Consider the following 16,357-nt stretch of genomic DNA (forward strand, 5'->3'; position numbering starts at 1 on the left):
GGCGCCGGCCCTCACCCCCGGCCCCTCTCCCGCCTTGCGGGAGAGGGGAGGCCACAATGGGAAACAGGATCCGCCAACTATCCCTTCACCGCCGCCTCCACCGCCCTTGCCGCCAGCACCGGAATCAAATGCGCCCGGTACTCCGCCGACGCATGCAGGTCGGTATTCAGCGTCCCCGCATCGACCTTCACGCCACGCGCCGCCTGCGCGGTGAAGCTGGCCGACAGTGCCTGCTCCAGCGGCCGGCACCGGAACACGCTGTCGGCAGCCCCGGTGACCGCCACGCGCACCGAATTCCCGGAGCGCGCCACCATCACCCCCACCAGCGCAAAGCGCGATGCCGGATTGCGGAACTTCACATAGGCCGCCTGATCCGGGATCGGAAAGCGCACCGCGGTGATCAGCTCGTCCGGCTCCAGCGCGGTCTCATACAGCCCCTTGAAGAAGTCATCCGCCGCGATGCTGCGCCGGTCGGTGACCACGGTGGCGCCCAGCCCCAGCACCGCCGCGGGATAGCACGCCGCCGGATCATCGTTCGCCAGCGCGCCGCCGATGGTTCCCATCGCGCGCACCTGCCGGTCGCCGATGCCGCCGGCCAGCGCCGCCAGCGCCGGGATGCGCTGGCGTACCTCGGCGTTCTCGGCTACGTCGGCATGGCGCGCGGCGGCGCCGATGACGATCTCTTGGCCGTCGACGCGGATCTCGGCCATGCCGGGAATGCGCGTTACGTCGACCAGCGCGGAAGGCGATGCCAGCCGCAGCTTCATCGCCGCCAGCAGGCTCTGGCCGCCGCCGAGGAACTTGGCGTCGGGATCGGCCTTGACCTTGGCCACCGCCGCCTTGGCATCCGCGGCGCGTTCAAAGTTGAATGCGTACATGTCGGTTTCCTTTGCGGTGTGGATGGATCAGGGCTGAGGCCGCGCGGCCTGGATCGCCTGCCATACGCGATGCGGCGTGGCGGGCATCTGCACATCCTTCACGCCCAGCGGCGACAGCGCATCGACCAGCGCGTTGATGAACGCCGGCGGCGAGCCGATCGCGCCGGCTTCGCCGCAGCCCTTTACGCCCAGCGGGTTGTGCGTGCACGGCGTGCCGGTGGCTGTTTCGACGGTGAAGTCGGGCAGGTCTCCTGCGCGCGGCATGGCGTAGTCCATGTACGAGCCGGTCAGCAGCTGGCCGCTGTCGTCGTCGTACACGCACTGCTCCAGCATGGCCTGGCCCAACCCTTGGCCGATGCCGCCATGCACCTGGCCTTCGACGATCATCGGGTTGATGATGTTGCCGAAGTCGTCCACCGCGGTGAACTTGATCACCTGCGACTCGCCCGTGTCGGGATCGACTTCGACCTCGCACACATAGGCGCCGGACGGGTAGGTGAAGTTGGTCGGGTCGTAGAAGGCGTTTTCGTTCAGGCCCGGCTCCAGCTTGTCGAGCGGGTAGTTGTGCGGCACGTAGGCGCTCAGCGCGACCTCGCCGAAAGTTTTGGTCCGGTCCGTGCCCGCCACGCGGAACACGCCATTGCTGAACTCGATGTCGTTGTCCGACGCCTCCAGTAGGTGCGCGGCGATCTTCTTTGCCTTGGCCTCGATCTTGTCGAGCGCCTTGACGATGGCCGAGCCGCCCACCGCCAGCGAGCGCGAGCCGTAGGTGCCCATGCCGAACGGCACGCGCCCGGTGTCGCCGTGCACGATCTCGACCTGGTCGAGCTGCAGCCCGAGGCGGTCGGCCACCACTTGCGCGAAGGTGGTTTCGTGCCCCTGGCCGTGGCTGTGCGAGCCGGTGAAGACCGTCACCGTGCCGGTCGGATGCACGCGGATCTCGCCGACTTCGAACAGCCCCGCGCGTGCGCCGAGCGCGCCGGCGATGTTCGAAGGTGCGAGGCCGCACGCTTCGATGTAGCAGGAATAGCCAAGGCCACGCAGCTTGCCGCGCTGCTTCGCTTCATCGCGCCGTGCCGGGAAGCCCTTGACGTCGGCCAGCTCCTGCGCGCGCGCCAGGCAGGGCTCGTAGTCGCCGGTGTCGTAGGTCAGGCCCACCGGCGTGGCATACGGGAACTGGCGGATGAAGTTCTTGCGGCGCAGCTCGGCCGGATCGGTCTTCAGCTCGTGCGCGGCGGTTTCGACCAGCCGTTCGACCACGAAGGTCGCTTCAGGCCGCCCCGCGCCGCGGTAGGCATCGACCGGCGCGGTGTTGGTGAACACCGCCTTGACCTCGGCATAGATCGCCGGGGTCGAGTACTGGCCGGCCAGCAGCGTCGCGTACAGGATGGTCGGCACGCTGCTGGCAAAGGTCGACAGGTACGCGCCCATGTTGGCGACCGTATGCACGCGCATCGCCAGGAACTTGCCGTCGGCATCGAGCGCCAGCTCGGCCCTGGTCACGTGGTCGCGGCCATGCGCGTCGGTCAGGAAGGACTCGGAGCGGTCCGCGGTCCACTTGACCGGGCGGCCGACCTTCTTCGACGCCCAGGTCAGCGCCACGTCTTCCGGATACAGGAAGATCTTGGAGCCAAAGCCGCCGCCCACGTCCGGCGCGATGATGCGCAGCCGCGACTCCGGCAGCCCCAGCACGAACGCGCCCATCAGCAGGCGTTCGACGTGCGGGTTCTGGTTGGCGACGTAGACGGTGTAGCTGTCGTCCTGGCGCGCATAGCTGGCGTTGACCGCGCGCGGCTCGATCGCGTTGGGGATGAGCCGGTTGTTGACGATCTCCAGCGTGGTCACGTGCGCGGCCCTGGCGAAGGCGGCGTCGGTGGCGGCCTTGTCGCCGTGGCCCCAGGTGTAGCAGGTGTTGGCCGGCACGTCGTCGTGCACCAGCGTCGACGCCGACGCGGCATCGGCGGCGCGCACCACGGCGGGCAGCTCTTCGTAGTCGACGTCGATCTTCTCGGCGGCGTCGCGCGCCTGCTGCAGCGTCTCGGCGATCACCAGCGCCACCTGGTCGCCCACATGGCGCACCTTGCCCTGCGCGATCACCGGATGCGGTGGCTCTTTCATCGGCGAGCCGTCGATGCTGTGGATCAGCCAGCCGCAGGGCAGGCCGCCCACCTTGTCGGCGGCGAGGTCGTCTCCGGTCAGCACGGCGATCACGCCGGGCGCGGCCAGCGCCCCGGTCTTGTCGATCGAGCGGATGCGCGCATGCGCATACGGCGAGCGCAGGAAATACGCATAGCTCTGCTGCGGCAGCACGATGTCGTCGGTGTACTGCCCGTTGCCGGTCAGGTAGCGGAAGTCTTCCTTGCGCTTGACCGGTGCGCCCACCAGGCGCTGGCTCTCGGGTGCGTTCATGGCGTCTCCCCTTTATTCAGCGCTGGCGGCCGTGCCCTGCATGGCCGCCTGGCCCTGCTGCACCGCACGCACGATGTTGTGGTAGCCCGTGCAGCGGCACAGGTTGCCTTCCAGGTGCGCGCGGATGGTGGCGGCGTCGGCGCCGGGATGTTCCTGGACGAGTGCCGTCGCGCTCATCACCATGCCCGGCGTGCAGAAGCCGCATTGCAGCCCGTGGCATTCGCGGAAGGCCTCCTGCATCGGGTGCAGGCCGTTGCCAGGCTTGTCGCCGGCCAGCCCTTCGATGGTGGTCACGGTGGCGCCGTCCGCCTGCAGCGCCAGGATGTTGCACGACTTGACCGCCCGGCCATCCAGGTGGACCGTGCAGGCGCCGCACTGCGCGGTGTCGCAGCCGACGTGGGTGCCGGTCAGGCGCAGCTGTTCGCGCAGGAACTGGACCAGGAGGGTGTTGGGTTCTACCTGCGCGTCAACGGCCTTGCCGTTGACCGTCAGGCGGATCGGAATCGCCATGCTTGTCTCCATGTGGGGTGGACGCGCATGACCAATTCCCAAATCCCGAAAGCAACTGCGCGGGACTGGCCACGACGCGGTATTGCCGCTTAAGACGGCTATAGGACGGCTAATTCGTGATATTGGTGCTGCCGCTGCAACGGCTCCAGGTGCGCCAGCGAACGCTGCGGCCGGCGCTTTGGCACGGCCGGCGAACGTTTGGCCGCGACAGGCTCTAACAGTTAATCACAAATCCCAGGCAGGTGCCATGAGGTTTGCCCGGGCCCCAACCGGGGTAGGGCGCCTCGATTCGGACTGGCCGGGCCGCTGCTAGAATGACCCGGCCCTCCCGCCTGCCCCGACATGGAAGCCTTCTTCGACTGGCTGTTTCAAACCGTCGCCTTGCCCAAGGTGGGCCTGCCCGCGATCTTCGTGGTCAGCCTGGTCTCGGCCACGCTGCTGCCGCTGGGCTCGGAGCCGGCCGTGTTCGGCTACGTCAAGCTCAATCCCGGGATGTTCTGGCCGGCGATCCTGGTGGCCACCGCCGGCAATACCGTAGGCGGCGCGATCGACTGGTGGCTGGGCTATGCCGCCAAGCTGGCGCTGGTGCGCTACCACCTGCGGCGCCGGGCGCGCCAGCACGAACTGGAGCACGAACAGCACCGGGGGCACGCGCGCAAGCCGCCCAAGCCCAAGCTCGACGCCAAATATTTCCGCTGGATGCGGCGGCTGGGGCCCCCTACGCTGCTGCTTTCATGGTTGCCGGGCATCGGTGATCCCTTGTGCACGCTGGCCGGCTGGCTGCGGCTGTCGTTCTGGCCGAGCCTGGCCTGGATGGCGGTTGGCAAGTTCCTGCGCTACCTGGTGATGACGGCCAGTCTGCTATGGATCCCGGACAGTTTTTGGCAGAACATTGCGCATACGGTCAAGGCACTCTTCTGAGTGGAGTGCGTGAAGTGGCACATTTGCCGTAACATGCGCACCACGCCAGTGCGCCTAATCCCTTGTTCCGGCAAGGATTCCTCCTTGTTGCGGTGCGGCGAAACCGGGCCTTGCAGTACAATCGCCCTTTAATGAACGATTCGCGCACTGTCCCCGTGCGCAGCAGGAAGCGGTCCCCTCCATGAACGCCCCACTCGTGCTCGACGCCAAGCTCGCCGCGCAGGACGCCCCGCCGCGCCTGCGTGAGATTCCTTATAACTACACGTCCTTCTCGGACCGCGAGATTGTCATCCGCCTGCTCGGCGAAGAGGCCTGGCGCATCCTGGACGAGCTGCGCAGCGAGCGCCGCACCGGCCGCTCGGCCCGCATGCTGTACGAGGTGCTGGGCGATATCTGGGTGGTTCGCCGCAATCCCTACCTGCAGGACGACCTGCTGGAGAATCCCAAACGCCGTCAGATGCTGGTCAGCGCGCTGCACCACCGCCTGAACGAGATCGAGAAGCGCCGCGCCGCCGACCGTGCCGAGCACGCCGAGCCCGCCGCCGAAGACCGCTCGCACCGCGTGGAGCAGCTGGTCGCCTTCGCCAAGCAGGCGATCGAAGACTTCAAGAACGAATTCGCCGCCGCCTACGACCTGCGCAAGCGCGCGCAGCGCGTGCTGGGCCGCGTCACGCAGAAGGACAACATCAAGTTCGATGGTTTGTCGCGCGTGTCGCACGTGACCGACGCCACCGACTGGCGCGTGGAATACCCGTTCGTGGTGCTGACGCCGGACACCGAGGAAGAGATCGCCGGCCTGGTCAAGGGCTGCTTCGAGCTCGGCCTGACCATCATCCCGCGCGGGGGCGGCACCGGCTATACCGGCGGCGCCGTGCCGCTGACGCCGATGAGCGCGGTGATCAATACCGAGAAGCTGGAGCAGCTGGATCCGGTCGAGCAGACCGACCTGCCGGGCGTGTCGCACAAGGTGGCGACCATCTTCTCGGGTGCCGGCGTGGTGACGCGCCGCGTGGCCGATGCCGCGGACAAGGCCGGCCTGGTGTTCGCGGTCGACCCGACTTCGATCGACGCCTCGTGCATCGGCGGCAATGTCGCCATGAACGCCGGCGGCAAGAAGGCCGTGCTGTGGGGCACCGCGCTCGACAACCTGGCCTGGTGGCGCATGGTGGACCCGGAAGGCAACTGGCTGGAAATCACCCGGCTGGACCACAACCTGGGCAAGATCCACGACGTGCCGGTGGCCACCTTCGAGCTGAAGTGGTCGGACGGCAACCGTGCCCCGGGCGAGAAGGTGCTACGCACCGAGACGCTCGCGATCGAGGGCCGCAAGTTCCGCAAGGAAGGCCTGGGCAAGGACGTCACCGACAAGTTCCTGGCCGGCCTGCCCGGCGTGCAGAAGGAAGGCTGCGACGGCATCATCACCAGCGCGCGCTGGATCCTGCACCGCATGCCGAAGTTCATCCGCACCGTGTGCCTGGAGTTCTTCGGCCAGGCGCGCGACGCCATCCCCAGCATCGTCGAGATCAAGGACTTCCTCGACGCCGAGACGAAAAAGCCCGGCGGCGCCATCCTGGCCGGCCTGGAGCACCTGGACGAGCGCTACCTGCGCGCGGTCGGCTACGCCACCAAGAGCAAGCGCAACGCCTTCCCGAAGATGGTGCTGATCGGCGATATCGTCGGCGACGATGAAGACGCCGTGGCGCGCGCCACCTCGGAAGTGATCCGCATGGCCAACGGCAAGAGCGGCGAAGGCTTTATCGCCGTCAGCCCCGAGGCGCGCAAGAAGTTCTGGCTGGACCGCTCGCGCACCGCCGCGATCGCCAAGCACACCAACGCCTTCAAGATCAACGAAGACGTGGTGATCCCGCTCAACCGCATGGGCGAGTACACCGACGGCATCGAGCGCATCAATATCGAGCTGTCGATCAAGAGCAAGCTACAGCTGGTCGACACGCTCGAAGCGTTCTTCGCACGCGGCAACCTGCCGCTGGGCCGCAGCGACGACGCCAACGAAATCCCCAGCGCCGAGCTGCTGGAAGACCGCGTGCAGCACGCGCTGACGCTGCTGCGCGAGATCCGCGCGCGCTGGCGCTATCTGCAAGACCACCTCGACACGCCGCTGGCGCAGGCCAGGGCCTCGCTGATCGGGCACGGGCTGGGCTTGCTGGGGCAGGAATTCGAGGCGCGGCTGCACCAGCAGCCGGACGCCAGCGTGTTCCACCTGCTGCAGGACCGCACCATCCGCGTGTCGTGGAAGAACGAGATTCGCGCCGAGCTGCGCAAGATCTTCAACGGCGGCGAATTCAAGCCGATCCTGGACGAAGCCCAGAAGATCCACAAGCAGGTGCTGCGCGGCCGCGTCTTCGTGGCGCTGCACATGCACGCCGGCGACGGCAACGTGCACACCAACATCCCGGTCAACTCCGACGACTACGACATGCTGCAGGACGCGCACCGCGCGGTGGCCCGCATCATGGACCTGGCGCGTTCGCTGGACGGCGTGATCTCGGGCGAGCACGGCATCGGCATCACCAAGCTGGAGTTCCTGACCGAGGCAGAGATCGGCGACTTCCGCGCCTACAAGCAGAAGGTCGACCCGCAGGGCCGCTTCAACAAGGGCAAGCTGCTGCCTGGCGCCGACCTGCGCAATGCCTACACGCCGTCGTTCGGCCTGATGGGGCATGAGTCGCTGATCATGCAGCAGAGCGATATCGGCGCGATTGCCGAAAGCGTCAAGGACTGCCTGCGCTGCGGCAAGTGCAAGCCGGTGTGCGCCACGCACGTGCCGCGCGCCAACCTGCTGTACAGCCCGCGCAACAAGATCCTGGCGACCTCGCTGCTGGTCGAGGCCTTCTTGTACGAAGAGCAGACCCGCCGCGGCATCTCGGTCAAGCACTGGGACGAGTTCTCCGACGTGGCCGACCACTGCACCGTGTGCCACAAGTGCGTGACGCCGTGCCCGGTCAAGATCGACTTCGGCGACGTGTCGATGAACATGCGCAACCTGCTGCGCAAGATGGGGCAGAAGAAATTCAACCCCGGCACCGCGGCGTCGATGTTCTTCCTGAACGCCACCAACCCCGAGACCATCAACCTGACCCGCAAGGTCATGATCGACTGGGGCTACAAGGCGCAGCGCCTGGGCAACGAGGTGCTGAAGAAGCTGGCCAAGAAGCAGACCGCGCATCCGCCCGCCACCGTGGGCAAGCCGCCGGTGCGCGAGCAGGTGATCCACTTCATCAACAAGAAGATGCCGGGCAACCTGCCCAAGAAGACCGCGCGCGCGCTGCTCGACATCGAGGACAACGAGATCGTGCCGATCATCCGCGACCCGAAGGCGACCACGCCGGAGTCGGAAGCGGTGTTCTACTTCCCGGGCTGCGGCTCGGAGCGGCTGTTCTCGCAGGTGGGCCTGGCGACGCAGGCGATGCTGTGGCACGTCGGCGTGCAGACCGTGCTGCCGCCGGGCTACCTGTGTTGCGGCTATCCGCAGCGCGGCAGCGGCCAGTACGACAAGGCCGAGAAGATCGTCACCGACAACCGCGTGCTGTTCCATCGCGTGGCCAACACGCTGAACTACCTCGACATCAAGACCGTGGTGGTCAGCTGCGGGACCTGCTACGACCAGCTCGCCGGCTATGAATTCGAGAAGATCTTCCCCGGCTGCCGCATCATCGACATCCACGAGTACCTGCTGGAGAAGGGCGTCAAGCTGGAAGGCGTGACCGGTACGCGCTACATGTACCACGATCCCTGCCACACGCCGATCAAGACCATGGACCCGACCAAGCTGGTCAACGACCTGATGGGCGGCAACACGGGGCTGGGCAAGATCGAGAAGAACGAGCGCTGCTGCGGGGAATCGGGCACGCTGGCGGTGACGCGTCCTGACATTTCGACGCAGGTCCGCTTCCGCAAGGAAGAGGAAATGACCAAGGGCGCCGACAAGCTGCGTGCCGACGGATTCACCGGCGACGTCAAGATCCTGACCAGCTGCCCGTCGTGCCTGCAAGGTCTGTCGCGCTACAACGAAGATGCGTCGGTGCAGGCGGATTACATCGTGATCGAGATGGCGAAGCACCTGCTTGGGGAGAACTGGATGCCGGAGTATGTGGCCAAGGCCAATGCGGGTGGGATTGAGCGGGTGCTGGTGTAAGGCCTGACGGCGTTGACTCTCCCTGCCGGTTTGCTCCCCTCTCCCACTTGTGGGAGAGGGGCCGGGGGTGAGGGGAGGCGCCGGCATACCGCAGTCCTTCGCCATGGCAAGCGCCGGCCCTCACCCCCGCCCCTCTCCCGCTCGCGGGAGAGGGGAGCAAACCGACAGGGTTTGACATTCGCTACTGCAGCGCAATCTGAAAGGACCGCAATGCCCCGCAGCCCCAACTGCCCCCTCTGCGAAACCGACGGCGGCGAACTGGTCTGGATGGGCGACCGCGCCCGCCTGATCCTGGTCGAGCATGACCGCTTTCCCGGCTTCTGCCGCATCGTCTGGAACGACCACGTGGCCGAACTCACCGACCTGGACGATGCCGACCAGGCCTGGCTGATGCGGCTGGTGGCGCGCGTGGAGCGGGTGGTGCGCGAGGTGATGGCGCCCGACAAGGTCAACCTGGCGGCGTTTGGCAACATGGTGCCGCACCTGCACTGGCACATCATCCCGCGCTACCGCTGGGACACGCATTTCCCCGAGGCGATCTGGGCGGCGCCGCAGCGCGCGGCGGACAGCGTGCGGGTGCAGGAACTGGCCAGCCGGCTGCCGGCGCTGCGCACGGCACTTTCGCTGGTCGAAGCCAGCGACGCCTGAAGCCTGAGGCCGGGCGCGGAACCCGCGCCGGCCCGCAACCGTCTGAATGCTGTTGCCGCCGCGGTCGCGCCCGCGCGCCGCGGCACGAGAACAACAAGCCCGGCCATGCATCCCGCTGGCGGGCCAGAAAGCTGCCGCTATGTCCTCGACCCCGACTTCCGTCACCGTGCCGGGCCCGGCCGTCCCCGCCAAGGCCCTCAAGATCCAGAGCCGGCTGCGCATGGCCGCGACCTGGGCATTGATCAAGCCCTACTGGAAATCCGACGACCGCGTCGCCGGCCTCGGCCTGCTGGCGCTGGTGGTCGTGCTCAACCTGGGCATCGTCTATATCAACGTGCTGCTCAACGAGTGGAACCGCGTGTTCTACAACGCGCTGGAGCAGCGCGACTACGCCTCGTTCAAGGTACTGCTGCTGCGGTTCTCGTGGATCGCGGCGTTCTTCATCGTCGCGGCGATCTCGCGCCAGTACTACACCATGATGCTGCAGATGCGCTGGCGTACCTGGATGACCGGCCGCTTCATGGGCCACTGGCTCGGGCACCAGGCCTACTACCGCATCGAGCAGACCCGCGCCACCGACAACCCCGACCAGCGGATCGCCGACGACCTGCGCCTGTTTACCGACGGCGCGCTGTCGCTGTCGCTCGGCCTGCTCAACTCGGTGGTGACGCTGCTGTCCTTCGTCGGCATCCTGTGGACGGTGTCGGGGCCGATCAGCTTTGCGCTGGGCGGCACCGTGTGGACCATTCCCGGCTACATGGTGTGGTTCGCGGCCGGCTATGCGGTGATCGGCTCGCTGGTGGCGCACGTGGTCGGGCGCCCGCTGATCGGCCTGAACTTCCAGCAGGAACAGTACGAGGCGGATTTCCGTTTCACGCTGGTGCGCCTGCGCGAGAACAGCGAGCCGGTGGCGCTGTACCGCGGCGAGCCGACCGAGCAGGCCGGGCTGCGCGCGCGCTTCGACCGCATCCGCGCCAACTGGTACCAGCTGATGCGCTATACCCGGCGGCTGACCTTCGTCAGCTCAGGCTACGCGCAGTTCGCCATCATCTTCCCGATCCTGGTGGCGGCGCCGCGCTACTTTGCGGGCAAGATGACGCTGGGCGGGCTGATGCAGACCAGCTCCGCGTTCGGGCAGGTGCAGGGGGCGCTGTCGTGGTTCGTCGACAGCTATGCCACGCTGGTGGGCTGGAAGGCCGCGGCCAACCGCCTGATCGACTTCCAGGAAGCCATTCGCGTGGCCGAACGCCAGGACCAGGCCCCCGGCGGCACGCGCGACGTCGAGGTCGAGCATACCGGCAAGGCGGAGCAAGGCATCGTGATCGACGGCCTGGCGCTGGCGCTGCCGGTGCGCGCCGCGCGCGGCAGCGCCGTCGGCCAGCGCCCGCTGGTGGCGCCGTTCTCGTTGTCGGTCGCGCCGGGCGAGCGCTGGCTGGTCAGCGGCCCGTCCGGCTGCGGCAAGAGCGTGCTGTTCCGTGCGCTCGCCGGGATCTGGCCGTACGGCAGCGGCACCGTGACCATGCCCGAGGGCAAGCGCATGCTGTTCCTGCCGCAGCGCAGCTACCTGCCGATCGGCACGCTGGCCGATGCGCTGGCTTACCCGGACGCCGGCACCGAGCACAGCAAGGAAACCCTGCAGGCGGCGCTGCGCCAGGCGCGGCTGGCTGCGCTCACCGACCAGCTTGACGTGTTCGACAACTGGTCGCTGCGGCTGTCGCCGGGCGAGCAGCAGCGGCTGGCGTTCGCGCGCGCGCTGCTGCAGAAGCCCGACTACCTGTTCCTGGACGAAGCCACCAGCGCGCTCGACGAGGAGACCGAAGAGGCGATGTACCGGCTGATGGTGGAGTCGCTGCCGGGCGCGGCGATCGTCAGCATTGCGCACCGCAGCACGGTCGCTGCCTTCCACGGCCGGCGCCTGCGCTACCTGCCGCAGGACGAGGAGGCGGCGCGGGCTGCGCAAGCCGGCGAGCCTAGGGTAAGCTATCGGGTCGTAAGCGAAGCGTGATGCGGCGCGAGGCGGCGCCCCCGGGGCGCCGCCTCGCTCATGCCGCTGCGCCGGATTCCCCCCTTAGAGCGCCCGTAAGCGGGCCGCGATCATCATGGCAGGCCTGGACAAAGACACTCCCCATCCCACCGCTCTGACCGTCCACACGCAATCGCGCGTGCTGGAGGTCGGCTTCGACAACGGCCGCAGCTTCCGCCTGCCGTTCGAACTGCTGCGCGTGTATTCGCCCTCGGCGGAAGTGCAGGGCCACGGCCCCGGGCAGGAAATCCTGCAGACCGGCAAGCGCGACGTCGGCATTGGCGCCGTCGAGCCGGTGGGCAACTACGCCATCCTGATCCGCTTCACCGACGGCCACGACACCGGCATTTATTCATGGGAACTGCTGTACCGGCTGGGCGACCAGCAGGATGCGCTGTGGCAGGACTACCTGAAGCGGCTGGAAGCCGCCGGCGTCGATCGCGATACCCCCATGCCTGGCGCCGGCGCGGCCGGCGGCCACGGTTGCGGCCACCACCATTGAGCCGCCCCCGACCATCCTGGAGTCTGAGAAATGAGTGAAACCCACTTCGGGTTTGAGAAAGTCGACGAAACGGAAAAAGCCGGCAAGGTCGCCGGCGTGTTCCATTCGGTGGCGAGCAAGTATGACGTGATGAACGACCTGATGTCGGGCGGCATGCACCGGCTGTGGAAGATGTTCACCATCGCCCAGGCCAATGTGCGGCCCGGCCACAAGGTGCTGGACATCGCCGGCGGCACCGGCGACCTGGCCAAGGCGTTCGCGAAGCAGGCCGGCCCGACCGGCCAGGTCTGGCTGACCGATATCAACGAGTCGATGCTGCGCGTCGGCCGCGACCGGCTGCTGAACAAGGGCATCGTCACGCCGGTGGCGCTGTGCGACGCCGAGAAGATCCCGTTCCCCGACAACTACTTCGACCTGGTTACGGTGGCCTTCGGCCTGCGCAACATGACGCACAAGGAAGCCGCGCTGGCCGAGATGCGCCGCGTGGTCAAGCCGGGCGGCAAGGTCATGGTGCTGGAGTTCTCCAAGGTGTGGAAACCGCTGGAGAAGGCGTACGACGTCTATTCTTTCAAGGTACTGCCGTGGCTGGGCGAGCGCGTGGCAGGGGATGCCCCCAGCTATCGTTATCTGGCAGAATCCATCAGAATGCATCCAGACCAGGCTTCACTTGTACGCTTGATGGAACATGCCGGCCTGGAGAATGTCGAATACTTCAATCTGACGGCCGGAGTGGTGGCGCTCCACGTCGGGCGAAAGTATTAAGAACACTTGAAATTGCCATGCCTCACCCATAGATGGGTGAAACTGACAGGGGATAACAGCATATGTCGTCAATTCGTGGAAAATTCCTGGTAGGGTCGCTGGTCACGGCGCTGGCCTTCGGGATGGCGTTCGACGCCGAGGCCAAGCGCATGGGCGGCTCGCGCAGCATGGGCAAGCAGTCTGAATCGGTGACGCAGCGCCAGCAGACGCAGCCCACCTCGCCCACGCAGCAAGCGCAGCAACCTGCACAGCAGGCAGCGCCGGCCACGGCCGGGGCGGCCGGCGCGGCAGCGGCCGCGGCGCCCAAGCGTAACTGGGGCGGCATCCTGGGCGGCATCGCCGCCGGCCTGGGTATCGGCTGGCTGCTGTCGCACTTCGGCCTGGGCGGCGCGGCGCTGAGCTTCCTGTCCAACCTGATCCTGATCGCGATCGTCGCCTTCGCGGTGATGTGGCTGATCCGCAAGTTCCGCGGCGGCAGCCAGCGCAGCCAGCAGCCGGCTTATGCAGGTGCCGGCAATGCCGGCGGCATGGGCCGCAGCGCCGAGCCGATGCTGCGCCAGCCGACGGCCACCCCGGCGTCCAACCCGGTGATGCCGGGCGCGGCGGCCGCACCGGTGGCAGCCGATGCCGGGGCCCCGCAGCCGTGGGGCGTGCCGGCCGATTTCGACGCCGACAACTTCCTGCGCAACGCCAAGGTCCACTTCGTGCGCCTGCAGGCAGCCTGGGACGCCGGCAATCTCGACGACATCCGCGAATTCACCACGCCTGAGATGTTCGCCGAGATCAAGATGGACCTGTCCGAGCGCGGCGCCGAGGTCAACAAGACCGACGTGGTCACGCTGGAAGGCCAACTGCTCGGCATCGAGTCGACGCCGTCGCAGCATATCGCCAGCGTGCGCTTCTCCGGCATGATCCGCGAGAAGGCCGGCGAGGCGGCGCAGCCGTTCGCCGAGGTCTGGAACCTGGCCAAGCCGGCGACCGGCACCGGCGGCTGGCTGCTGGCCGGCATCCAGCAGGAGTCGTGATGCCGCGCCTCCGTGGCGAGTGATGCGCCCGGGGGAGTAGCTTAGAATGGAGGCCCACGTGAAAGCGTGGGCCTTTTTGTTTTGGGCGCCCGGCGTGCAACCTCGCCGGATGCCCGCATGTCTTCCAGCCAGCCAACCCGCGCTGCCATGAACACTCTGCCTTCCGCCCTGGCCACTCCCGCGATCTCTGCACTGAACCACCTGCTCGAGCAGGAGCCGTGGGCCCGCAACCAGCTCGCGCCGTTTGCCGGGCGCGTGATCCGCTTCGATGCCGCCGCCTTCGTGCTGTCGCTGAAGGTCACCGAACACGGCGGCACCGAGCAGGCGCCGGAAGCCGAGGCGCCCGCGGTGACGCTGCGCGTGCCGGTGCAGCAGTGGCCGCTGGTTGCCGCCGACGTCGCCGAAGGCGGCCAGGCCGCGGCCATGCGCCATGTGCGCATCGAAGGCGATGCCGAACTGGCCAACACCGTGTCGGCGCTGGCGCGCAACCTGCGTTGGGATGCCGAGGAAGACCTGTCCCTGGCGCTGCGCGGCATCATGGGCGGGCCGCTCAGCGACAGCGTGGCGCAGCGCGTGGTCGGCGGTGCGCGCCAGGTGCACGAACAGGCCATGCGCGTCGGCCGTGCGCTGGTCGACAACGTCACCGATTACCTGCTGGACGAGCAGCCGACACTGGTGCGCCACGCCGCGCTGGATGCCTTCGGCACCGACGTGGGCCAGCTGCGCGACAGCCTGGCCCGGCTGGAGAAGCGGCTGGAAAAGCTCGAGCGCGCCGGCCTCTCGGCCAACCCCGCCGCCAGCCCCGCCGCGCCCGGCCAGCTGCCGTCGCCGCACCGCTGAGTCGGCCCCGCCCGAATCCCCCCAATGCCAACCGCTACCCTGACTGCCCGCCCCGGCCCCGAGAAGACTCCCGAATGACCCGCCTCCTGCGCCTTGGCAAGATCCTCTTCGTCATCCTCTACTACGGCCTGGACGAGCTGGTGCTGTCCGGCTTCAGCAACCGCAAGATCCGTTTCCTGGTGCGCGTCATCACCATCGGGCGCAAGCTCGACATGCCGCGCGGCGAGCGCCTGCGGCGGGCGCTGACGGCGCTGGGACCGATCTTCGTCAAGTTTGGCCAGGTCCTGTCGACGCGGCGCGACCTGATGCCGCCCGACATTGCCGACGAGCTGGCCAAGCTGCAGGACCAGGTGCCGCCGTTCGACTCGGTGGTGGCGGTCAGGATCATCGAGCGCTCGCTGGGGCGGCCGATCGCCCAGCTGTTCGAGACCTTCGAGCACCAGCCGGTGGCCAGCGCCTCGATCGCGCAGGTCCACTTCGCCACGCTCAAGGGCGGCCCCAACCACGGCCGCGAGGTCGCGGTGAAGGTGCTGCGCCCGGGCATGCTGCCGGTGATCGACAGCGACCTGGCGCTGATGCGCGACATGGCCACCTGGCTGGAGCGCTTCTGGGCCGACGGCAAGCGCCTGAAGCCGCGCGAGGTGGTGGCCGAGTTCGACAAATACCTGCACGACGAACTCGACCTGATGATCGAGGCGGCCAACGCCAGCCAGCTGCGCCGCAATTTTGCCGACACCAACCTGCTGCTGGTGCCCGAGGTGTTCTGGGACTGGTGCAGCAGCTCGGTGTTCGTGATGGAGCGCATGCACGGCATCCCGATCTCGCGCACCGAATCGCTCAAGGCCGCCGGCGTCGACATGCACCAGCTGGCCGAAGAGGGCGTCGAGATCTTCTTCACCCAGGTGTTCCGCGACGGCTTCTTCCATGCCGACATGCACCCGGGCAACATCCTGGTGTCGGTGCAGCCGGAGTCCTTCGGCCGCTATATCGCGCTGGACTTCGGCATCGTCGGGGCGCTGTCCGAGTTCGACAAGAACTACCTGGCGCAGAATTTCATCGCCTTCTTCCGGCGCGACTACCACCGCGTGGCGCTGCTGCACGTGGAATCCGGCTGGGTCCCGCCCGAGACCCGCGTGGAAGAGCTGGAAAGCGCGGTGCGCGCCTGCTGCGAGCCGTACTTCGACAAGCCGCTCAAGGAAATCTCGCTGGGCATGGTGCTGATGCGGCTGTTCCAGACCTCGCGCCGCTTCAACGTCGAGATCCAGCCGCAGCTGGTGCTGCTGCAGAAGACGCTGCTCAATATCGAAGGGCTGGGCCGCCAGCTCGATCCGGACCTGGACCTGTGGAAGACCGCCAAGCCGTTCCTGGAGCGCTGGATGTACGAGCAGGTCGGCTGGAAGGGCGCCTGGGAGCGGGTCAAGGTAGAAGCCCCGCAGTGGGCCAAGATGCTGCCCGACTTCCCGCGCCTGGCGCACCAGTTCCTGGAGCGGCGCGCGCTGGCCGGCAACGGCGAGCAGGACAAGCTGCTGGCACTGCTGGTGGCCGAGCAGCGCCGCACCAACCGGCTGCTGGGCACCGCACTGCTGCTGGTGGGCGGCTTCGTCGCCGGCATCGTGCTGACGCACGTGCTGGCCTGGGCCGGCCACTGGTAAGCCCGGCCACCGCATATCGCATCCCCTGTAT

12 protein-coding genes are annotated in these 16,357 nt (G+C 67.6%); 9 read left to right on the forward strand and 3 right to left on the reverse strand.

Annotated elements, in window-relative coordinates:
- Positions 1-77 precede the first annotated feature (77 nt).
- Genes JTE92_RS14245 through JTE92_RS14255 form a run of 3 tightly spaced genes read right to left on the reverse strand, consistent with a single transcriptional unit; the run spans position 78 to position 3,797 of the window.
- Positions 78-878, reverse strand: a complete 801-nt coding sequence (locus JTE92_RS14245) for an FAD binding domain-containing protein (protein ID WP_063236742.1) — start codon at positions 876-878, stop codon at positions 78-80.
- 27 nt (positions 879-905) lie between these two features.
- The gene (locus tag JTE92_RS14250) at positions 906-3,287 is read right to left on the reverse strand and encodes a xanthine dehydrogenase family protein molybdopterin-binding subunit (RefSeq protein ID WP_063236743.1); all 2,382 of its coding nucleotides are present in this window, start codon (positions 3,285-3,287) and stop codon (positions 906-908) included.
- A 12-nt stretch (positions 3,288-3,299) separates the two neighbouring features.
- A complete protein-coding gene (locus tag JTE92_RS14255; RefSeq protein ID WP_063236744.1) occupies positions 3,300-3,797 on the reverse strand; it encodes a (2Fe-2S)-binding protein in 498 nt (165 codons plus the stop codon).
- Between the two features lie 342 nt (positions 3,798-4,139).
- Here JTE92_RS14255 and JTE92_RS14260 point away from each other — a divergent pair, with 342 nt between their 5' ends.
- The 9 genes from JTE92_RS14260 (at position 4,140) to ubiB (ending at position 16,326) form a co-directional block, all read left to right on the forward strand.
- Positions 4,140-4,718: a YqaA family protein gene (locus JTE92_RS14260; RefSeq protein WP_063236745.1), complete on the forward strand. Its 579-nt coding sequence runs from the start codon at positions 4,140-4,142 to the stop codon at positions 4,716-4,718.
- 181 nt (positions 4,719-4,899) lie between these two features.
- Positions 4,900-8,874: a DUF3683 domain-containing protein gene (locus JTE92_RS14265; protein ID WP_063236746.1), complete on the forward strand. Its 3,975-nt coding sequence runs from the start codon at positions 4,900-4,902 to the stop codon at positions 8,872-8,874.
- A gap of 210 nt (positions 8,875-9,084) precedes the next feature.
- Entirely contained in the window at positions 9,085-9,522 is a 438-nt protein-coding gene (locus tag JTE92_RS14270; RefSeq protein WP_063236757.1) for an HIT family protein, read from the forward strand.
- Positions 9,523-9,661: 139 nt separating this feature from the next.
- Positions 9,662-11,527 (forward strand): ABC transporter ATP-binding protein/permease, encoded by a 1,866-nt coding sequence (locus JTE92_RS14275; RefSeq protein ID WP_063236758.1) that lies wholly within the window; start codon positions 9,662-9,664, stop codon positions 11,525-11,527.
- Between the two features lie 94 nt (positions 11,528-11,621).
- Positions 11,622-12,047, forward strand: coding sequence for a gamma-butyrobetaine hydroxylase family protein (locus JTE92_RS14280; protein WP_063236759.1), 426 nt, complete (start codon positions 11,622-11,624; stop codon positions 12,045-12,047).
- Between the two features lie 30 nt (positions 12,048-12,077).
- On the forward strand, positions 12,078-12,809 hold the full coding sequence (gene ubiE, locus JTE92_RS14285; protein ID WP_063236760.1) for a bifunctional demethylmenaquinone methyltransferase/2-methoxy-6-polyprenyl-1,4-benzoquinol methylase UbiE: 732 nt from the start codon (positions 12,078-12,080) through the stop codon (positions 12,807-12,809).
- 62 nt (positions 12,810-12,871) lie between these two features.
- A complete protein-coding gene (locus JTE92_RS14290) occupies positions 12,872-13,834 on the forward strand; it encodes a Tim44 domain-containing protein (RefSeq protein ID WP_063236761.1) in 963 nt (320 codons plus the stop codon).
- Positions 13,835-13,981: 147 nt separating this feature from the next.
- Positions 13,982-14,674 carry a ubiquinone biosynthesis accessory factor UbiJ gene (locus tag JTE92_RS14295; RefSeq protein ID WP_063236762.1) on the forward strand — a complete coding sequence of 231 codons (693 nt, stop codon included), beginning with the start codon at positions 13,982-13,984 and terminating at the stop codon, positions 14,672-14,674.
- A gap of 74 nt (positions 14,675-14,748) precedes the next feature.
- Complete coding sequence (ubiB, locus tag JTE92_RS14300; protein ID WP_063236763.1) at positions 14,749-16,326, forward strand: ubiquinone biosynthesis regulatory protein kinase UbiB; 1,578 nt, start codon at positions 14,749-14,751, stop codon at positions 16,324-16,326.
- Positions 16,327-16,357: the final 31 nt, after the last annotated feature.

It is taken from the genome of Cupriavidus oxalaticus, from assembly GCF_016894385.1.
In the GTDB taxonomy this organism is placed as follows: Bacteria; Pseudomonadota; Gammaproteobacteria; order Burkholderiales; family Burkholderiaceae; genus Cupriavidus; species Cupriavidus oxalaticus.

What these genes read in the sequence shown, in the direction of transcription:
- JTE92_RS14290 (WP_063236761.1), top strand. Translation starts at nt 12,872, where the DNA reads ATGTCGTCAATTCGTGGAAAATTCCTGGTAGGGTCGCTGGTCACGGCG.
- JTE92_RS14255 (WP_063236744.1), bottom strand. Translation starts at nt 3,797, where the DNA reads ATGGCGATTCCGATCCGCCTGACGGTCAACGGCAAGGCCGTTGACGCG.
- JTE92_RS14275 (WP_063236758.1), top strand. Translation starts at nt 9,662, where the DNA reads ATGTCCTCGACCCCGACTTCCGTCACCGTGCCGGGCCCGGCCGTCCCC.
- JTE92_RS14250 (WP_063236743.1), bottom strand. Translation starts at nt 3,287, where the DNA reads ATGAACGCACCCGAGAGCCAGCGCCTGGTGGGCGCACCGGTCAAGCGC.
- ubiE (WP_063236760.1), top strand. Translation starts at nt 12,078, where the DNA reads ATGAGTGAAACCCACTTCGGGTTTGAGAAAGTCGACGAAACGGAAAAA.
- JTE92_RS14265 (WP_063236746.1), top strand. Translation starts at nt 4,900, where the DNA reads ATGAACGCCCCACTCGTGCTCGACGCCAAGCTCGCCGCGCAGGACGCC.
- JTE92_RS14245 (WP_063236742.1), bottom strand. Translation starts at nt 878, where the DNA reads ATGTACGCATTCAACTTTGAACGCGCCGCGGATGCCAAGGCGGCGGTG.
- JTE92_RS14280 (WP_063236759.1), top strand. Translation starts at nt 11,622, where the DNA reads ATGGCAGGCCTGGACAAAGACACTCCCCATCCCACCGCTCTGACCGTC.
- JTE92_RS14260 (WP_063236745.1), top strand. Translation starts at nt 4,140, where the DNA reads ATGGAAGCCTTCTTCGACTGGCTGTTTCAAACCGTCGCCTTGCCCAAG.
- ubiB (WP_063236763.1), top strand. Translation starts at nt 14,749, where the DNA reads ATGACCCGCCTCCTGCGCCTTGGCAAGATCCTCTTCGTCATCCTCTAC.
- JTE92_RS14295 (WP_063236762.1), top strand. Translation starts at nt 13,982, where the DNA reads ATGAACACTCTGCCTTCCGCCCTGGCCACTCCCGCGATCTCTGCACTG.
- JTE92_RS14270 (WP_063236757.1), top strand. Translation starts at nt 9,085, where the DNA reads ATGCCCCGCAGCCCCAACTGCCCCCTCTGCGAAACCGACGGCGGCGAA.